We start from the raw sequence: 19097 nt of genomic DNA, 5'->3' as shown, positions 1-19097 counted from the left end.
GATGTGGCCAAGCTCTATGGCCGGTTTTTCCTGTGCGGGCCTCTTCGCGGGCTTGCCCGCTCCCACAGGTACCCCAAAGTACTCGGGACTTGTGCAGTTTCTGTGGGAGCGGGCAAGCCCGCGAAGAGGCCGGAATAGGTCAACCGCGGAAATGGCTGGGCGCCACGCCGCTCCAACGCTGAAACGCATGGCGGAAGCTGGCCGTCTCGCTGAACCCCAAGGTCTCGGCAATGCGGTAGATAGGCATCTGCTCATCGGCCAGCAATTGCTTGGCCCGTTCGAACCTTAGTTCGTCCAGCAGCTGTTGATAACTGCTGCCCAGTGCCTGCAAATGCCGGCGCAAGGTGCGCGAGGAGCAGTTCATCTGCCGTGCCAGGCCTTCCAACCCTGGCGCGGCATCCAGTTGCTGCGCCAGCAACTGGCGAATCCGCCCCAGCCACGCCTGACGGCCGGTGAACTCAAGGTTCAGGCGCCTGCAGCGTTCGCTCATGGCTTTGTGGGTAATCGGGTCGGCCAGCGGCAGCGGCGTATCCAGCCAGCGCCGCTCGAAGGCAAAGGCATTGTCCTCGGCGGCGAAACCGACCGGGCACTGGAATGCACCGGCATAGCGCGCGTGGTAGCCGGGCCGTGGGTGTTCGAAGCGGGCGCCCAGCAGCGGCAGCGGGCGGCCAAGCAGGTCGTCGCAGATGACTTTCAGCGACACCAGGCAGAACTCTGCGTTGAAAGCGCTCAGCGCCGGGCTGTCGTGGTAATCGCTGGCGCTGAACCACACCCGCTGGCCATCGTCGAGCAAACGCAGCTTGAAGACTGTTCCCAGCAGTGCCGGATATTGCAGCGCCAGGCGCAAGGCGTCACCCAAAGTGGCACTGGAGAGCAGGGCGTAACCGAGCATGCCGTAGCACGACACATGCATGCGCCGGCCCAGTTCCAGGCCGATGTCCTCGCGCCGGGCCACGGCGTTGGCGCACACCTGCAGTTCCTGCTGGGTGGTGATGCGCGCATCGGCGTGCCCCAGGTCTGCCGGGCCAATGCCGCTGCCGGCCAGCAGCGCCGAAGCCTCGCAACCGTCTGCCTGGAAGACGTTGAGGATCAGCGAAACTGCGTTGAGGGTGGTCAGGTGGCTGTGCAGCATGCTGGGTAATCCCGGGGGGCTGGGACGCATTATGGAGCAAGTTGTGTGCCGATATCCGGGTGCCGCTTTGCGGCCCCACAATCCATCAGGCAAAAAAAAGGCCCGAAGCAATGGCTCGGGCCTTGAAAGGTTGAGAGGTGTCTAGTCCCTTAACCTGGTGAGACTGTTTGCAGCGGCCGGGTTACGCCTTCAGCGGAACCAGACGGGGAGCGATCATGTTTTCCGGACGCAGGATGTCGTTGAGCATCTCTTCGTCCAGCAGCTTCTCTTCGCGCACCAGTTCCAGTACGCCGCGGCCGGTTTCCAGGGCAACGCGGGCGATACGGGTGGCGTTTTCGTAGCCGATGTACGGGTTCAGGGCGGTGACCAGGCCGATCGAGTGCTCGACCAGTTCACGGCAGCGCTGTTCGTTGGCAGTGATGCCGACGATGCAGTGTTCGCGCAGCATGTCCATGGCGCGTTGCAGCAGGCGGATCGAGTCGAAGATCTTGTAGGCGATCAGCGGCTCCATCACGTTCAGCTGCAGCTGGCCACCTTCGGCGGCGACGGTCAGGGCCAGGTCGTTGCCCATGATGGCGAAGGCGACCTGGTTGACGGCTTCCGGGATAACCGGGTTGACCTTGCCTGGCATGATCGAGCTGCCTGGCTGACGCGCTGGCAGGTTGATCTCGTTGATGCCGGTGCGCGGGCCGCTGGACAGCAGGCGCAGGTCGTTGCAGATCTTCGACAGCTTGACCGCGGTACGCTTGAGCATGCCGGAGAACAGTACGAAGGCGCCCATGTCGGAGGTGGCTTCGATCAGGTCGGCAGCCGGTACCAGCGGCTGGCCGCTGATGGTTGCCAGGCGCTGTACGGCGAGCATCTGGTAGCCCGGGTCGGCGTTGATGCCGGTACCGATGGCAGTACCACCCAGGTTGATTTCGGTCAGCAGCTCCGGCGCCAGCGAACGCAGACGGTTGAGGTCTTCGGTCATGGTGGTGGCGAAGGCGCGGAATTCCTGGCCCAGGGTCATCGGCACGGCGTCCTGCAGCTGGGTACGGCCCATCTTCAGTACGTGGTCGAACTCTTTCCCTTTGGCAGCGAAGGCCTGGATCAGGCTGTCGAGGCTGGCCAGCAGGGCGTCGTGACCCAGCAGCAGGCCCAGGCGGATAGCGGTCGGGTAGGCGTCGTTGGTCGACTGCGCCATGTTCACATCGTTGTTCGGGTGCAGGTACTGGTACTCACCCTTCTGGTGGCCCATGGCCTCCAGCGCGATGTTGGCGATGACTTCGTTGGCGTTCATGTTGGTAGAAGTACCAGCACCGCCTTGAATCATGTCCACCACGAACTGCTCGTGGTAGTCGCCCTTGATCAGTCGTGCGCAGGCTGCGCTGATCGCGGCGTGCTTGGCATCGCTCAAGTGCCCCAGCTCACGGTTGGCGTCAGCAGCTGCCTGCTTGACCATCGCCAGGCCGACTACCAGTTTCGGGTAGTGCGACAGCGGAACACCGGAGAGGTGGAAGTTGTTGGCAGCGCGCAGGGTCTGGATGCCGTAGTAGGCATCAGCAGGAACTTCAAGGGTACCCAACAGATCTTTTTCGACGCGGAACGATGCAGCGGAGGACATGATGTATATCATCTCGATTTTGACCCGGCACATGCCGGAATGGCGCCAATCCTAGGCCTGAAGGTGATTTTGCGGCCAATGCTGTTGCACGCTAACCTATGCACAAACGGCATAGTGTTTCATGTGACGCCAATTGACATTCGAGCGTGTTCCATTTTGGTGCACGCCGGGAGATGTGCTTCGTGAACCTTGAAAGCAAATGGCTGGAAGATTTCAGCGCGCTGGCTTCTACCCGCAGTTTTTCCCAGGCCGCAGAGCGGCGTTTCGTCACCCAACCGGCCTTCAGCCGGCGCATTCGCAGCCTTGAAGCGGCGTTGGGGTTGCAACTGGTGAATCGTTCCCGCACGCCCATCGAACTGACTGAGGCAGGCCAGCTGTTTCTCGTCACGGCGCGCACTGTTGTCGACCAGTTGGGCGAAATTCTGCGCCATTTGCATCATCTTGAGGGCGGGCAGGGCGAGGTGGTGCAGGTGGCTGCGGCACACTCCCTGGCATCGGGCTTTTTCCCCCGTTGGGTGGCCCAGTTGCGCAATGACGGTTTGAACATCGCCACGCGCCTGGTTGCGACTAACGTCGGAGATGCAGTGCATGCATTACGCGAAGGTGGCTGCGACCTGATGCTGGCCTTTTATGACCCGGACGCGGCCCTGCAGATGGATGCCGAAATCTTCCCGTCGCTGCACATGGGCAACACCGAAATGTTGCCGGTGTGCGCCGTGGATGCCGAGGGCAAGCCGTTGTTCGACCTGGAAGGTGAGGGCAGCGTGCCGTTGTTGGCCTATACCGCTGGCGCCTTCCTGGGCCGCTCGGTCAATTTGCTGCTACGCCAGCGCAACCTGCGCTATACCACCGTCTATGAAACGGCCATGGCCGACAGCCTCAAGAGCATGGCGCTGGAAGGCATGGGCATCGCCTGGGTACCACGCCTGTCGATGCGTGGCGAGCTGGAACGGGGCGAGCTGGCCGTCTGCGGCGGCAGCCAGTGGCACGTGCCACTGGAAATTCGCCTGTACCGCTGCGCCCTGGTGCGCAAGGCCAACGTCAGGCTGTTGTGGCGCAAGCTGGAGGGTACGGCGGCGGTTGACCCAAAAGTCAGCCAAAGCCCCGAAAAATAAGGCCCGACAGTTGGTCGCCGGGGTGCCTTAAACGCACTACCTTACGGTATACTGCGCGGCCTTTCGACCGGATGCGTCCGGTCCAGATCAGCAAACAAGCCACGCCGGTCGTCCCGCGTGGCTTGTTGTTTTTTGACGCGCCCGCGGGCGCACAAGCGAAGAGGCTCGACGATGAGTGCACTGGTTGGCGTGATCATGGGCTCCAAGTCCGATTGGTCCACCCTTAGCCACACCGCCGATATGCTGGAAAAACTCGGCATTCCCTACGAAGTGAAGGTGGTTTCTGCCCACCGCACCCCGGATCTGCTGTTCCAGTATGCCGAGGAGGCCGAAGGCCGCGGCATCGAGGTGATCATCGCCGGTGCCGGTGGCGCAGCCCACCTGCCAGGCATGTGCGCCGCCAAGACCCACCTGCCGGTGCTGGGCGTGCCGGTGCAGTCGTCGATGCTGTCGGGTGTCGATTCGCTGCTGTCGATCGTGCAGATGCCAGCCGGTGTGCCGGTTGCCACGCTGGCCATCGGCCGTGCCGGTGCGATCAACGCTGCGCTGCTGTCGGCCAGCATCCTGGGCGCCAAGTACCCGCAGTACCACGCGGCGCTCAAGCAGTTCCGCACGGAACAGACCGACACTGTGCTGGACAACCCAGACCCGCGCCAGGCTTGAGGCTCAACCCATGAAGATCGGTGTAATCGGTGGCGGCCAGCTGGGCCGCATGCTGGCCCTGGCGGGCACCCCGCTGGGCATGAACTTCGCCTTCCTCGACCCGGCACCGGACGCTTGTGCCGCGCCGTTGGGCGAGCACCTGCGTGCCGACTACGGCGACCAGGACCACCTGCGCCAGCTGGCCGACGAAGTCGACCTGGTCACCTTCGAGTTCGAAAGCGTCCCGGCCGAGACCGTGGCCTTCCTCTCGCAGTTCGTGCCGGTGTACCCCAGCGCCGAAGCGCTGCGCATCGCCCGCGACCGCCTGTTCGAAAAGAGCATGTTCCGCGACCTGGGTATCCCGACCCCGGCCTTCGCTGACATCCTCTCCCAGGCCGACCTGGACGCTGCAGTCGCCAGCATCGGCCTGCCGGCCGTGCTGAAAACCCGCACCCTGGGCTACGACGGCAAGGGCCAGAAGGTGCTGCGCACGCCAGAAGACGTGGTAGGCACCTTCGCCGAGCTGGGCAGCGTGCCGTGCCTGCTGGAAGGCTTCGTGCCTTTCACCGGCGAAGTGTCGCTGGTGGCCGTGCGTGCCCGTGATGGCGAAACCCGCTTCTACCCGCTGGTGCACAACACCCACGAGAGCGGCATTCTGCGCTTGTCGGTAGCCAGCCAGGCGCACCCGCTGCAGGCCTTGGCCGAAGACTATGTGGGCCGTGTGCTGCAGAAGCTGGACTACGTTGGCGTCATGGCCTTCGAGTTCTTCGAAGTTGACGGTGGCCTGAAGGCCAACGAAATCGCCCCGCGTGTGCACAACTCCGGGCACTGGACCATCGAAGGCGCCGAGTGCAGCCAGTTCGAGAACCACCTGCGCGCCGTTGCCGGCCTGCCGCTGGGCTCGACCGCCAAGGTGGGCGAGAGCGCGATGCTCAACTTCATCGGTGAAGTGCCGGCCGTGGACAAGGTTGTCGCCATCGGTGACTGCCACCTGCACCATTACGGCAAGGCCTTCAAGGTCGGCCGCAAGGTTGGCCATGCCACCCTGCGCTGCCATGACATGGCCACCCTCGAGCGCAAGATTGCCGAAGTAGAGGCCCTGATCAGCAACTGATCGGGCTGCAAATCGAACTTCTGCAAGCGGCTTGCCCTCTGAACATGGCAACAAGCCAAAGCCCGTCTAGGCTTTGGCTTGTTCCATATTCACTGCAGAGGGATTGCCATGGGCATCATTGGAACCATCTTCATCGGCCTCATCGTCGGCCTGCTGGCCCGCTTCATCAAGCCGGGCGACGACAGCATGGGCTGGATCATGACCATCCTGCTGGGTATTGCCGGCTCCTTATTGGCTACTTATGGCGGCCAGGCACTGGGCATTTACCAGGCCGGGCAGGCGGCGGGCTTCCTTGGCGCGCTGATCGGTGCCGTGGTCCTTCTGGTGATCTACGGATTCATCAAGAAACGCTGAATACTGGTTAGAATGCCCGGCAATTCATTCGAGTTGCCGAGCATTGCCATGCGTGCCTTTTTCCTCGTCCCCCTGCTGTTGGCCAGTACCCTGGCCCATGCCGAACTGCCTGAAACCGACTGGCTGGAGCTGATGCCCAAGTCGGACCAGAAGGCGCTCGAGCAAATGCCCGAAATCGACCACAACTCGCCGGAAGCCATGGGCACCTTTACCGACAAGGGCGGGCTGAAGCAGAGCAAGGGCCTGCCAGCGGTGATGTATTCGACCAAGACCGTGGCGGCCATGAACGGCAAGGACATTCGCCTGGGCGGCTACCCGGTGCCGCTGGAAAGCGACGCCAAGGGCAATAGCACGCTGTTCTTCCTGGTGCCGTACCCGGGCGCATGCATCCATGTGCCACCACCGCCGCCGAACCAGCTGGTGCTGGTGCGCTACCCGAAAGGGTTGAAGATCGATGACATCTACACGCCGTTGTGGGTCAGCGGCAAGCTGAAGGTGGAAAAGGTCAGCAATGACCTGGCCGATGCGGCCTATGCGCTGGATGCGGGGAAGGTGAGGGTGGTGGAAGACGCAGACCTCTGATTGCCTGCACCGGCCTCTTCGCGGGCATGCCCGCTCCCACAGGGTCACCACGAGCCTCAGGCATTGCGCGGTCCCTTGTAGGAGCGGCCTTGTGTCGCGAAAGGACCGCGCAGCGGTCCCGGGGGCTTCAGATCAAAGCGCTTCGCTGGCAACTACCACGCTCAGTGAGTGACTCGCCCCAGGCTTCAATTCCACCAAGTCATCCCACACATTCGCCGTCTCGATGCACAGCATCCGCTGCCAGCCATCGTCAGCCATGTCCGCCAGCTCCTTGGCCCGCTCGGTCCACGGGTTCCAGATCACCGCCGAGCGCGACCCGCTGCTGGTCAAGGTAACCCGTCGGTTCCAGTGCGGGTCGACAATGCTCAGGGTCTGCGGGGTGTCTAGGTAGATCCGGTCAGTCTCCCCGGCAAACGCCAGTGCTCCCTGCTGCTGACGCTGTTCCCAGTCCGCCAGCGTTTCGATATAGCCCAGGCCCTCGACGCCTTCGACCCGCGCCTGGCGCACGTCACTGACCGCGAAGTAGCTGTGCAGGGCCTGGCTGATGGTAACGGGGGTATTGCCCATGTTGCGGCTGGTGAGGTTCAGCTTTAGCGCATCACCCAGCTCCACCACCAGTTTCAGCTCGACGTCATGAGGCCAGCCGGGCAGGTCGCCCTGCGCTTCAGGCAGTTGGAATTCGATGCGCAGGCCGTTGCCCGCTTCCTCGATACCCAGCAGCTGCCAGTCACGCGAGCGTGCCAGCCCATGGGCAGGCGCCTGCTCGCCGTGGTACATGGCCTGAACGGCCTGGGGGTTGCGCTGCAGGTTGCCGAACCACGGCCAGCACACCGGTACACCGGCGCGGACCGACTTGCCCTGGCGGAAGATGGCCTGGTCGCTCAGCCACAGCAGCGGCGGTTCGCCGACCCGCTGGTAGCTGAGGATCTGGGCGCCCTGCTGGGCGATCAGGAGTTCGGCGCGGTCGCTGCTGATACGCCAGCAGTTGAGTTCGCCATGTTGCTCGGTTACGACCTGGTAGGTAGCCATTGCGTTCATCTCATTGATTGCCAGTGGGCCTTGGACCCGGGCACATGCAATGAGTTTACCGCCCGCGTGGCTCAGCGACGAGGCACGGAGCGGGTACGGCCACTGCCGTCGATGGCGACGAAGACGAATGCCGCTTCGGTGACCTTGCGCCATTCACTGGACAGCGGGTCGTCGCTCCACACTTCGACCATCATCTGGATCGAGCTGCGGCCGATTTCCAGGGTCTGGGTATAGAACGACAGCTGTGCGCCCACCGCGACGGGTACCAGGAAGGCCATGCGTTCGATGGCCACGGTCGCCACACGGCCGCCGGCAACGCGGCTGGCCATGGCGGTGCCGGCCAGGTCCATCTGGGCAACCAGCCAGCCGCCGAAGATGTCGCCAAACCCGTTGGTTTCGCGCGGGAGTGCAGTGATCTGCAAGGCCAGGTCGCCTTGCGGGATTGGATCTTCTTGTTCGAGCTCAATCATGCGATGGGGCCTCTGACCCGTGACGCTTATCGTTGGTGTGGCGCAAAGGCCGGGTAAACGATTCAGCTTGAAACATACTACGCCGATTTCGTTTCACTGGACGGCCGTAGGGAAACTCTGCGAAACCGTCTGACATAAAGACCGGCGTTTTCGCACAACATCCCACGCTGGCAGCAACCTTTTCCTACGAATCACCAGTATATAGAGCATAACCGCCAGCGACGACCGCGCATTCATGAATATCTGTATGGTTTTTGTATCGCTTTCGGCGCAGCTCGGCAATTTGCTATCTTCGCCTGTCTCCCAATCCAGAAGCCGCGTGCCAAGCGGCCTGCATGCCCTACAAGAGAACAACGAGCGATGACTTCCGTGCCGAGCAGTATCGAGCAGCCCCCGCGGCCGCTGACCCGCAGTGATTACAAGACACTCTCACTGTCCGCCCTGGGTGGCGCACTGGAGTTCTACGACTTCATCATCTTCGTGTTCTTCGCCACGGTGGTCGGCAAGCTGTTCTTCCCGGCCGACATGCCCGAGTGGCTGCGCCTGATGCAAACGTTCGGCATCTTCGCCGCCGGCTACCTGGCGCGGCCGCTGGGCGGCATCATCATGGCCCACTTCGGTGACCTGCTCGGGCGCAAGAAGATGTTCACCCTGAGCATCTTCATGATGGCCCTGCCGACCCTGATCATGGGCCTGCTGCCAACCTATGCCCAAATCGGCATGTGGGCGCCGATCCTGCTGCTGCTGATGCGTGTGATCCAGGGCGCGGCAATTGGTGGGGAGGTGCCGGGCGCCTGGGTGTTCGTGTCCGAACACGTGCCTGCGCGCAATACCGGCTACGCCTGTGGCACCCTGACCGCAGGCCTGACCGCGGGCATTCTGCTGGGCTCGCTGGTAGCAACCCTGATCAACAGCGTGTACAGCGCCGAAGAAGTGGCCGACTACGCCTGGCGTATTCCGTTCCTGCTTGGCGGGGTGTTCGGCCTGTTCTCGGTGTACCTGCGCCGCTGGCTGCATGAAACCCCGGTGTTCGCCGAGATGCAGCAACGCAAGGCGCTGGCCGAAGAGCTGCCGCTGCGCGCGGTGCTGCGCGACCACCGTGGCCCGATCATCCTGTCGATGCTGCTGACCTGGTTGCTGTCGGCCGGCATCGTGGTGGTCATCCTGATGACCCCGGCGCTGCTGCAGAGCTTCTACCACATCAGCCCGATCGACTCGCTCAAGGCCAACAGCATGGCCATCGTGCTGCTCAGCTTCGGCTGCATCGGTGCCGGCAGCCTGGCCGACCGCTTTGGTGCGGGCCGGGTGTTCGTGATCGGCAGCCTGCTGCTGCTGGCCAGTTCCTGGACCTTCTACCACAGCTTGCCGACCCGCCCCGAGTTGCTGTTCCCGCTGTATGCGCTGACCGGCCTGTGCGTGGGTGTGATCGGCGCGGTGCCTTATGTGATGGTCAAGGCATTCCCGGCAGCGGTGCGTTTCAGCGGGCTGTCGTTCTCGTACAACGTGGCCTATGCGATCTTCGGCGGGTTGACGCCGATGGTGGTGACCGCGCTGCTGAAGGTAAGCCCGATGGCGCCTGCTTATTATGTGGCAGGTTTGTGTGCCGTTGGTCTGGCCGTGGGCCTGTACCTGCTCGCCAACAAGCGCTGATCTGCTTCAAGGCTGCTGGCCTCTTCGCGGGCACGCCCGCTCCCACAGGGACTGTGCTGAACCTTGTGGGAGCGGGCGTGCCCGCGAAGAGGCCAGACCTGCCTTCAGTGATGGCCTTTCATCCAATTGTCACAATGAAGTCATATCGTATTCATGCGGCCTGCCGATACTTGGGCCCGTTCCATCCAACACCCCAATATTCCTGCTAGGAGCAAGGCATGAAACTGAAGCGTTTGATGGCGGCCCTTACCTTCGCCGCCGCTGGCGTTGCAACCGCCAACGCGGTAGCTGCTGTCGACCCGTCGATCCCGACTTACACCAAAACCACCGGTGTATCGGGCAACCTCTCCAGCGTAGGCTCCGACACCCTGGCGAACCTGATGACGCTGTGGGCCGAGGCTTACAAGAAGGAATATCCGAACGTAAACATCCAGATCCAGGCTGCCGGCTCTTCCACCGCGCCACCCGCGCTGACCGAAGGCACCGCCAACCTCGGCCCGATGAGCCGCAAGATGAAGGACGTCGAACTGCAGGCCTTCGAGCAGAAGTACGGCTACAAGCCAACTGCCATCCCGGTTGCCGTCGACGCCCTGGCCGTGTTCGTGCACAAGGACAACCCGATCAAAGGCCTGACCATGGAGCAGGTCGACGCAGTCTTCTCCTCCACCCGCCTGTGCGGTGGCAAGGCAGACGTGAAAACCTGGGGCGACCTGGGTGTGACCGGCGACCTGGCCAACAAGCCCGTGCAGCTGTTCGGCCGTAACTCGGTATCGGGCACCTACGGCTACTTCAAGGAAGAAGCCCTGTGCAAAGGCGACTTCAAGCCTAACGTGAACGAACAGCCTGGCTCGGCTTCGGTCGTGCAGTCGATCAGCAGCTCGCTGAACGGCATCGGCTACTCGGGTATCGGCTACAAGACCGCCAGCGTCAAGACTGTTCCCCTGGCCAAGAAAGGCAGCACCGAGTACATCGAAGACAACGAAGAAAACGCTCTGAACGGCAAATACCCGCTGTCGCGCTTCCTCTACGTCTACGTCAACAAGGCCCCGAACAAGCCTCTGGCCCCGCTGGAAGCCGAGTTCGTCAAGCTGGTGCTGTCGCAAGCTGGCCAGCAGGTCGTGGTGAAAGATGGTTACATCCCACTGCCGGCCAAAGTCGTCGACAAGACCCTGGCTGACCTGGGCCTGTCCCACGCGGGTAACGTCGCAAAGAAGTAAGTAACTGAAGAAGGGGCCGGTGCTGATGCCCGGCCTCTTCCACGAATTTCCAGTCCGAAGCCAGGTCCCCTGTGCGGCGGGCTTTCGCGCGTCACCACTTTGTAATGTTTTTGTCACACGGGACCGCTAGGGTGTGCGCATGAATGATCTGGCCAATTCCAACATGACCCAAAACTCCCAGCCCGTGCGCATTGATTTCAATACGCCCGAGCTGCAACGCAAGCGCCGCATGCGTGCGCTGAAGGACCGCCTGACCCGCTGGTATGTACTGGTGGGCGGGCTTGCCGTATTGGCGGCAATCACCCTGATCTTCTTCTACCTGGCCTATGTGGTGTTGCCACTGTTCCAGGGCGCCGAGCTCACTAGCAAGAAAGCCCTGGAGCCGACCTGGCTGCAGCAGGATGCCGGTAAGCCGCTGCTGATCGCGCTTGAAGAACAGAACCTGGTGGGGATGCGAGTTTCGGACAAGGGCCAGGCGTTGTTCTTCGATACCAAAACCGGTAACGAGCTCAAGCGGGTCGACCTGCCAGTGCCGGCAGATACCCAGGTCACCTCGATCAGTACCGACCAGCCGGGCAGCCCGCTGGTGGTGCTGGGTTTGTCCAATGGTCAGGCGCTGGTGTTTCACCACACCTACAAGATCACCTACCCGGACAACAAGAAAACCATCACCCCCGGCATCGACTACCCCTACGGCGAGCAGCCGTTCGTGCTCGACGAACAGGGCCGTGCGCTGGAGCACGTCAACGTCAACGTCAATGGCGACACCCTGGTACTCGCCGGCTCCACCGGCGCGCACCTGCAGGTGGTGCAGCTGACCCGCACCGAAAACATGATGACCGAAGAGGTCACCACCGAGCAGAACCGTATCGTGCTGCCGCAGATGACCGAAGCGGTGAAGAACATCTTCATCGACCCGCGTCAGCAGTGGCTCTACGTGATCAACGGCCGCGCCACCGCCGACGTGTTCAGCCTGCGTGACAAGAGCCTCAACGGCCGCTACAAGCTGGCCGAAAGCGCTGACACCGAAATTACCGCCAGCGCCCAGTTGGTCGGCGGCATATCGCTGATCATCGGTGACTCCAAAGGTGGCCTGGCCCAATGGTTCATGGCCCGTGACCCGGACGGCGAATCGCGCTTCAAGCAGATCCGTACCTTCCAGATGGGCAAGGCCCCGGTCGTGCAGATTGACGCCGAAGAGCGCCGCAAGGGCTTCATCGCCCTGGATGCCGACGGTAACTTGGGCGTGTTCCACAGCACCGCGCACCGCACCCTGCTGGTCGAGCCGGCTGCCGAAGGCCCAGGCATCCTGGCCCTGTCGCCGCGTGCCAACCGCATCATCATCGAAGAAGGCGGCAAGCTGCTGCCACTTAGCCTGCGCAACCCGCACCCTGAAGTTTCCTTCAGCGCGCTGTGGGGCAAGGTGTGGTACGAGAACTACGACGAACCGAAATACGTCTGGCAATCGACCGCTTCCAATACCGACTTCGAACCCAAGCTGAGCCTTTCGCCGCTGACCTTCGGTACGCTGAAGGCCGCGTTCTACGCGATGATCCTGGCTGCCCCGCTGGCCATTGCCGCCGCCATCTACACCGCCTACTTCATGGCCCCGGGCATGCGCCGCAAGGTCAAGCCGGTGATCGAGCTGATGGAAGCGATGCCGACGGTGATCCTCGGCTTCTTCGCCGGCCTGTTCCTGGCCCCGTACCTGGAAGGCCACCTGCCTGGCGTGTTCAGCCTGTTCCTGCTGATGCCGCTGGGCATCCTGCTGGCCGGCTTCACCTGGAGCCGCCTGCCGGAGTCGATCCGCCTGCGTGTGCCAGATGGTTGGGAAGCCGCGATCCTGATACCGGTCATCCTGTTCACCGGCTGGTTCGCCCTGACCATGAGCCCGCACCTGGAAAACTGGTTCTTCGGCGGTGACATGCGCCTGTGGATCACCAACGACCTCGGCATCACCTACGACCAGCGCAACGCCCTGGTCGTGGGTATCGCCATGGGCTTTGCGGTCATCCCGAACATCTACTCCATTGCCGAAGACGCCGTGTTCAGCGTGCCGCGCAGCCTGACCCTGGGCTCGCTGGCGCTGGGTGCGACGCCCTGGCAAACCCTGACCCGCGTGGTCATCCTCACCGCCAGCCCGGGTATCTTCTCGGCGCTGATGATCGGCATGGGCCGTGCGGTGGGCGAGACCATGATCGTGCTGATGGCCACCGGCAACACCCCGGTGATGGAAATGAACCTGTTCGAGGGCATGCGCACCCTGGCCGCCAACGTGGCCGTGGAAATGCCGGAATCGGAAGTCGGTGGCAGCCACTATCGCGTGCTGTTCCTGGCCGCCCTGGTGCTGCTGATGTTCACGTTCGTGATGAACACCTTGGCCGAGCTGATTCGCCAGCGTCTGCGCAAGAAATACTCGTCGCTTTGATAGAAAGGTAGCGATCCGTGAAAAAGGATTCCCTCAAAGGCTGGTTCAAGAGCGGCGCCCCAGGCGTCTGGATGAGCGGCGGCGCTGTGGCCATGGCGGTGATCATGACCGTCGGCCTGCTGGCGGTGATTGCCGTGCGCGGCCTGGGCCACTTCTGGCCAGCCGATCTTGTCCAGGCCACCTACAAGGTGCCGGGCCAGGCTGACCACGTCGTCATCGGCGAAGTGGTGCAAAAGGAAGAAGTACCCCGTGCCCGCCTGAAGGGTGCCGGCCTGCCGGTACCGGAGCAGGGCCCGGAGTTCATGACCCGCGAGCTGATCAAGGTGGGTAACCGCGACCTCAACGGCAGCGATTTCACCTGGGTGGTCGGCGACTGGCTGGTCGATGAACAGCGCCCGGCCGACCTGATCGCCCTGGAGCGTCGCGAGTGGGGCAACTTCTACGGCTACCTGGTCAGCGTCAAGGAAGAAGGCCGCGTGGTTGCCGAAGGCCCTGCCGCCTGGAACGAACTGCAGGCCCGCCTCAAGCGCGCCAGCCAGCTCAACGGTGAGCTGCAGCAGTTGGAAAAGAAGGACATCGGTGCCATCAACCATGGCCTGGAGCGCCTGCGCCTGCACGCCCGCAAGCTGGAGCTGGACGGCAAGCTGGACGCCGCCGCCCAGGCCGACATGGACGCCGACCGCGCCGAGCTGAACAGCCGCTACAAGGCCATCGAAGACCGCTTGAGCGGCCTGCACCAGGCCTTCGCCCGCGACAGCCTCGTGGCCCGCGATGGCAACGGCCGCGAAGTGGAAATCAACCTGAGCAAGGTGGTGCACGCCATCCAGCCGAACGGCATGTCCGGCTTCACCAAGCTGGGTACCTACTTTGCCAAGGTCTGGGAATTCCTCAGCGACGACCCGCGTGAAGCCAACACTGAAGGCGGTATCTTCCCGGCCATTTTCGGTACCGTGATGATGACCCTGATCATGGCCGTGATTGTCACCCCGTTCGGTGTACTGGCGGCCGTCTACCTGCGCGAGTACGCGCGGCAAGGCCCGGTGACCCGGCTGATCCGCATTGCGGTGAACAACCTGGCTGGCGTGCCGGCGATCGTCTACGGCGTGTTTGGCCTGGGCTTCTTCGTCTACGTGCTGGGTGGCTCGATCGACCGCCTGTTCTTCCCCGAAGCACTGCCGGCGCCTACCCTGGGTACTCCGGGCCTGCTGTGGGCATCGCTGACCCTGGCCCTGCTGGCGGTACCGGTGGTGATCGTGGCCACCGAAGAAGGCCTGGCGCGCATTCCGCGTACCGTGCGCGAGGGCTCGCTGGCCCTGGGCGCGACCAAGGCCGAAACGCTGTGGAAGATTGTTTTGCCCATGGCCAGCCCGGCCATGATGACCGGCATGATCCTCGCCGTGGCCCGCGCCGCCGGTGAAGTGGCGCCGCTGATGCTGGTGGGTGTGGTGAAGCTGGCGCCGTCGCTGCCGGTGGACGGAAACTACCCGTACCTGCACCTGGACCAGAAGATCATGCACCTGGGCTTCCACATCTATGACGTCGGCTTCCAGAGCCCGAACGTCGAGGCCGCGCGGCCGTTGGTATACGCCACGGCACTGCTGCTGGTGCTGGTGATCGCCTCCCTCAACCTCTCGGCCGTGTGGATCCGCAACCACCTGCGCGAGAAGTACAAGGCGCTCGACAGCTGAGCCTGATTGCAAGCGTGCCCCCGGTGAGCCGGGCGGCCCTTTGAAACGACTTGATAGCGTATGGAGTTGACCATGCAGCAAGATTCTCATACCCACGGCATCGACATGTCTGCCCTGGGCCGCAACAAGCAGAGCCTGCAACTGGCCCAAGAAACCGTGGCCATCGAAGTGCCGGGCCTGAGCCTGTTCTACGGCGACAAGCAGGCGCTGTTCGACGTCAGCATGAACATTCCCAAGCAGCGCGTGACCGCCTTCATCGGCCCGTCCGGCTGCGGCAAGTCGACCCTGCTGCGCACCTTCAACCGCATGAACGACCTGGTTGACGGTTGCCGCGTGGAAGGCGCCATCAACCTGTACGGCAACAACATCTACCGCAAGGGCGAAGACGTGGCCGAGCTGCGCCGCCGTGTCGGCATGGTGTTCCAGAAGCCCAACCCGTTCCCCAAGACCATCTACGAGAACGTGGTCTACGGCCTGCGTATCCAGGGCATCAACAAGAAGCGTGTGCTCGACGAAGCCGTCGAGTGGGCGCTCAAAGGGGCGGCCCTGTGGGACGAGGTCAAGGACCGCCTGCACGAGTCGGCGCTGGGCCTGTCCGGCGGCCAGCAGCAGCGTCTGGTCATCGCCCGCACCATTGCCGTGGAACCGGAAGTGCTGTTGCTCGACGAACCGTGCTCGGCACTGGACCCGATCTCGACCCTGAAGGTCGAAGAACTGATCTACGAATTGAAATCCAAGTACACCATCGTCATCGTGACCCACAACATGCAGCAGGCGGCCCGGGTTTCGGACTACACCGCATTCATGTACATGGGCAAACTGGTCGAATTCGGGGATACCGATACCCTGTTCACCAACCCGGCGAAGAAGCAGACCGAAGACTACATCACCGGTCGCTACGGCTAGCAGCCACGCGGCCCCTGTGGGAGCGGGCGTGCCCGCGAAGCAGGCGCCGCGGTGTGTGGCACCGGCTTCGCCGGTGTTCGCGGGCACGCCCGCTCCCACAGGGAATGATACGAACTACTTGAAGCTTGCAGCTTCTTCGCGGAGCGAACGATGATCAACAAAGAAAGCCTTACACACCACATTTCCCAGCAGTTCAACGCCGAGCTCGAAGAAGTTCGCAGCCACCTGCTGGCCATGGGTGGCCTGGTGGAAAAACAAGTCAACGACGCCGTTACCGCGCTGATCGAGGCCGACTCGGGCCTGGCCCAGCAAGTGCGCGAAGTCGACGAGCAGATCAACCAGATGGAGCGCAACATCGACGAGGAATGCGTGCGCATCCTCGCCCGTCGCCAGCCGGCGGCCTCCGACCTGCGGCTGATCATCAGCATTTCCAAGTCGGTGATCGACCTTGAACGCATCGGTGACGAGGCGACCAAGATCGCCCGCCGCGCCATCCAGCTGTGCGAAGAAGGCGAGTCGCCACGCGGCTACGTCGAGGTACGCCACATTGGCGACCAGGTGCGCAACATGGTCCGCGATGCGCTGGACGCCTTTGCCCGCTTCGATGCCGACCTGGCGCTGTCGGTGGCCCAGTACGACAAGACCATCGACCGCGAGTACAAGACCGCCCTGCGCGAGCTGGTGACCTACATGATGGAAGACCCGCGCTCGATCTCGCGGGTACTGAGCGTGATCTGGGCCCTGCGTTCGCTGGAGCGCATCGGTGACCACGCGCGCAATATCTCCGAGCTGGTGATCTACCTGGTACGCGGCACCGACGTGCGTCACATGGGCCTCAAGCGCATGACGGCAGAAGTGCAGGGTACCGCTGTCGCCGATGGCGAAAAGGCTAATGTTCCGGGCAAATCTGACGATAAGTAAAGTTGCTCCCGAGCTTCGACGCCCGGCCTTGGCCGGGCGTTTTCGTTTGCGGTCGAGGAGCCGGCAGGCACCCGCGAACGATGTGAAGAAGTCCCGGCGTGACCAGGTTGTAGCAAATAGCCATTATTTGGCAGTAGGCTAGTCGGGATTCAGAAGGAGTATTGATGAGTAAAGTGAATGTGCTGGTCGTGGATGACGCCCCGTTTATCCGTGACCTGGTCCGCAAGTGCCTGCGCAATGCCTTCCCGGGCATGGCCATCGACGACGCCGTCAATGGTCGCAAGGCCATGGCCATGCTGGACAAGGAAGCCTTCGACCTGGTCCTGTGCGACTGGGAAATGCCGGAAATGTCCGGCCTGGAATTGCTCACCTGGTGCCGTCAGCAGCCAGCGCTGAAAAACCTGCAGTTCATCATGGTGACCAGCCGTGGCGACAAGGAAAACGTCATCCAGGCGATCCAGGCGGGGGTTTCCGACTTTGTCGGCAAGCCGTTCACCAACGAGCAACTGCTGACCAAGGTGAAAAAGGCGCTGACCAAGATCGGCAAGCTCGAGAGCCTGATGGCCATCGGCCCGGCGCGGACCAACTCGGCATTCGCCAACGATTCGCTGAGTGCCCTGACAGGTGGCAAGCCAGAAGCGGCCAAGGTGACGGCCCCCGCGGCGGCGCCTGCCGCTGCCAAGCCATTGATCAATGCACCCACGCCGTCGGCCCCTGCGCCGACGGGGCGTGGCCAAGGCCAGTTGCGCCTGGCCAGCGGCATGCAACCGTGCGTGATCAAGGCGCTGAGCCTGAAGGAGGCGCTGCTGGTGGTACGCCGCAGCGAAGCACTGCCGCAGGTGCTGGAGGGCGCCGTGCTGGACCTGGAGCAAGGTGAGAACGCTGAAGTTGCGCGTTTGAACGGCTACCTGCATGCCGTCGCAGCCTTGGAACCCAAGCCCGACAGCGACTGGCTGCAATTGACCTTCAAGTTTGTCGACCAGGACGCCCAGAAGCTCGATTACCTGTCGCGTCTGATTGCCCGCGGGACCGCGCAGAAGCACTTTACACCCGGCGCCTGAGCCCGGTACCGCGTGCTTTGTGTAGGAGCGGCCTTGTGTCGCGATAGGGCCGAAAAGCGGCCCCGGCAATTCCTGCGGCGAAGCTGAAATCCTGGGGCTGCTGCCGCAGCCCTATCGCGACACAAGGCCGCTCCTACAAAAAGCCCGCGCAGCCCTGAGCCATCCGACCAACTGCAATACCTGTCATAAAACCCGCTGCTAGGCTTCGACAGATCATAACTGTCAAAAAGCCACTATCATGCCCGCCCGCCTGCTGCTGTTCTGTGCATTGCTCATGGCCTCGGCGTCGAGCCTGGGTGTGACGCTCTACAAGATCACCGACGATTTCGGTGTCGTCTCCTATACCGACCGGCCCGGCCCGGGGGCCAAGCCCTTGGTGCTGCGCGACCCCATGGTCGAAACGCTTGAAGGCCAGGTGCTGCTGAACGCGAAAACCTTCGACGGCGGCGTGAGCTTTTCGGCACGCAACGAGCTGCATGTGCCGGTAGAGGTCGAATTGCGCCTGGACAACCTGGTGAACGCCCAAGGCGGCAATGCCCCGCGTATCGTGCGTCGGCTGCTGCCGCCGCGCACCACGCAAATGCTCAGCGTGCTCAGGGGGCGGCCCGGGCTGCTGCTGAACTATCGCTCGACCCTGCTGCAGGCCATGGGTGACCCGGGCAAGCGGCCCCTGGGCTTCCGCTATGCGTTCCCGTGGGTCGGCGGGCCGTTCCGCGTCACCCAGGGCCCTAACGGCCGTGTCAGCCATTTTGGGCCAAAGGGGCGCTACGCCATGGATATCGCCATGCCCGAAGGCACTACCATCATCGCGGCGCGGGAAGGGGTGGTGGTGAAGACGGAGAGCAGCCAGATTGGGCGCGGGCCAAACCCCTCGGGTAACTTTGTCAGGGTCCTGCACCCGGACGGCACCATGGGCGTGTACCTGCACCTGATGCGTGGGTCGGTGGTGGTGGCGGAGGGGCAGCGGGTGCGCCAGGGGCAGATGCTGGCCAAGTCGGGCAATACCGGCAACAGCACGGGGCCGCACCTGCACTTCGTGGTGCAGCGCAATGTGGGGTTGGCGCTGGAATCGATACCTTACCGGTTCGACAGGCCGATCAGCGGGTTGCCTGACTTTACTGCGGGTAACCCCTGAGATTTTTGGGGCCGCGTTGCGGCCCTTTCCGACCGGTCCGGCGCCCC

General features: G+C 63.0%; 17 protein-coding genes. 13 read left to right on the top strand and 4 right to left on the bottom strand.

The features are described 5' to 3' along the window. Window positions 1-139: 139 nt before the first annotated feature. The gene (locus tag AK81_RS14140) at window positions 140-1132 is read right to left on the bottom strand and encodes an AraC family transcriptional regulator (protein WP_043199864.1); all 993 of its coding nucleotides are present in this window, start codon (window positions 1130-1132) and stop codon (window positions 140-142) included. A 181-nt stretch (window positions 1133-1313) separates the two neighbouring features. Further along, a complete protein-coding gene (gene aspA, locus AK81_RS14135; protein ID WP_041168153.1) occupies window positions 1314-2738 on the bottom strand; it encodes an aspartate ammonia-lyase in 1425 nt (474 codons plus the stop codon). Between the two features lie 182 nt (window positions 2739-2920). Between aspA and AK81_RS14130 the strand changes: the two genes are divergently transcribed. The 5 genes from AK81_RS14130 to AK81_RS14110 all read left to right on the top strand — a co-directional run bounded on the left by AK81_RS14130 (window position 2921) and on the right by AK81_RS14110 (window position 6545). After that, entirely contained in the window at window positions 2921-3853 is a 933-nt protein-coding gene (locus AK81_RS14130) for a LysR substrate-binding domain-containing protein (RefSeq protein ID WP_162491976.1), read from the top strand. Window positions 3854-4024: 171 nt separating this feature from the next. Continuing rightward, window positions 4025-4516, top strand: a complete 492-nt coding sequence (purE, locus tag AK81_RS14125) for a 5-(carboxyamino)imidazole ribonucleotide mutase (protein ID WP_016489856.1) — start codon at window positions 4025-4027, stop codon at window positions 4514-4516. 10 nt (window positions 4517-4526) lie between these two features. Further along, window positions 4527-5609: a 5-(carboxyamino)imidazole ribonucleotide synthase gene (locus tag AK81_RS14120; RefSeq protein ID WP_016502259.1), complete on the top strand. Its 1083-nt coding sequence runs from the start codon at window positions 4527-4529 to the stop codon at window positions 5607-5609. Window positions 5610-5717: 108 nt separating this feature from the next. Then, the gene (locus AK81_RS14115) at window positions 5718-5963 is read left to right on the top strand and encodes a GlsB/YeaQ/YmgE family stress response membrane protein (protein WP_012054121.1); all 246 of its coding nucleotides are present in this window, start codon (window positions 5718-5720) and stop codon (window positions 5961-5963) included. A gap of 48 nt (window positions 5964-6011) precedes the next feature. Further along, window positions 6012-6545: a DUF3299 domain-containing protein gene (locus AK81_RS14110; RefSeq protein WP_161775560.1), complete on the top strand. Its 534-nt coding sequence runs from the start codon at window positions 6012-6014 to the stop codon at window positions 6543-6545. A 132-nt stretch (window positions 6546-6677) separates the two neighbouring features. On the opposite strand, the gene AK81_RS14105 is transcribed toward AK81_RS14110, so the two are convergent. Together AK81_RS14105 and AK81_RS14100 are read right to left on the bottom strand one after the other, a co-directional pair. Next, a complete protein-coding gene (locus tag AK81_RS14105; RefSeq protein WP_043199862.1) occupies window positions 6678-7574 on the bottom strand; it encodes a D-hexose-6-phosphate mutarotase in 897 nt (298 codons plus the stop codon). A gap of 71 nt (window positions 7575-7645) precedes the next feature. Beyond that, window positions 7646-8044: an acyl-CoA thioesterase gene (locus AK81_RS14100; RefSeq protein WP_016489852.1), complete on the bottom strand. Its 399-nt coding sequence runs from the start codon at window positions 8042-8044 to the stop codon at window positions 7646-7648. 360 nt (window positions 8045-8404) lie between these two features. Here AK81_RS14100 and AK81_RS14095 point away from each other — a divergent pair, with 360 nt between their 5' ends. From AK81_RS14095 to AK81_RS14060, 8 genes are all read left to right on the top strand, one after another. After that, entirely contained in the window at window positions 8405-9694 is a 1290-nt protein-coding gene (locus AK81_RS14095) for an MFS transporter (protein WP_019470241.1), read from the top strand. A gap of 218 nt (window positions 9695-9912) precedes the next feature. Next, on the top strand, window positions 9913-10911 hold the full coding sequence (locus AK81_RS14090; RefSeq protein WP_043199861.1) for a phosphate ABC transporter substrate-binding protein PstS: 999 nt from the start codon (window positions 9913-9915) through the stop codon (window positions 10909-10911). 139 nt (window positions 10912-11050) lie between these two features. Then, a complete protein-coding gene (locus tag AK81_RS14085; RefSeq protein ID WP_043199860.1) occupies window positions 11051-13339 on the top strand; it encodes an ABC transporter permease subunit in 2289 nt (762 codons plus the stop codon). Between the two features lie 71 nt (window positions 13340-13410). Continuing rightward, window positions 13411-15027: a phosphate ABC transporter permease PstA gene (pstA, locus tag AK81_RS14080; protein ID WP_176393861.1), complete on the top strand. Its 1617-nt coding sequence runs from the start codon at window positions 13411-13413 to the stop codon at window positions 15025-15027. A gap of 72 nt (window positions 15028-15099) precedes the next feature. Next, the gene (pstB, locus tag AK81_RS14075; protein WP_043199858.1) at window positions 15100-15933 is read left to right on the top strand and encodes a phosphate ABC transporter ATP-binding protein PstB; all 834 of its coding nucleotides are present in this window, start codon (window positions 15100-15102) and stop codon (window positions 15931-15933) included. Between the two features lie 150 nt (window positions 15934-16083). Then, window positions 16084-16854 (top strand): phosphate signaling complex protein PhoU, encoded by a 771-nt coding sequence (gene phoU, locus AK81_RS14070; RefSeq protein ID WP_043199857.1) that lies wholly within the window; start codon window positions 16084-16086, stop codon window positions 16852-16854. Between the two features lie 164 nt (window positions 16855-17018). Next, window positions 17019-17915, top strand: coding sequence for a response regulator (locus tag AK81_RS14065; protein ID WP_043199855.1), 897 nt, complete (start codon window positions 17019-17021; stop codon window positions 17913-17915). 238 nt (window positions 17916-18153) lie between these two features. Then, the gene (locus tag AK81_RS14060; protein ID WP_043199853.1) at window positions 18154-19050 is read left to right on the top strand and encodes a peptidoglycan DD-metalloendopeptidase family protein; all 897 of its coding nucleotides are present in this window, start codon (window positions 18154-18156) and stop codon (window positions 19048-19050) included. Window positions 19051-19097: the final 47 nt, after the last annotated feature.

Origin of the sequence: Pseudomonas putida W15Oct28 (genome assembly GCF_000708715.2) — a bacterium.
Lineage (GTDB): Bacteria > Pseudomonadota > Gammaproteobacteria > Pseudomonadales > Pseudomonadaceae > Aquipseudomonas > Aquipseudomonas putida_R.
The sequence above is the reverse complement of the archived record's forward strand: the minus strand, read 5'-3'. Positions and strand labels throughout refer to the sequence as shown.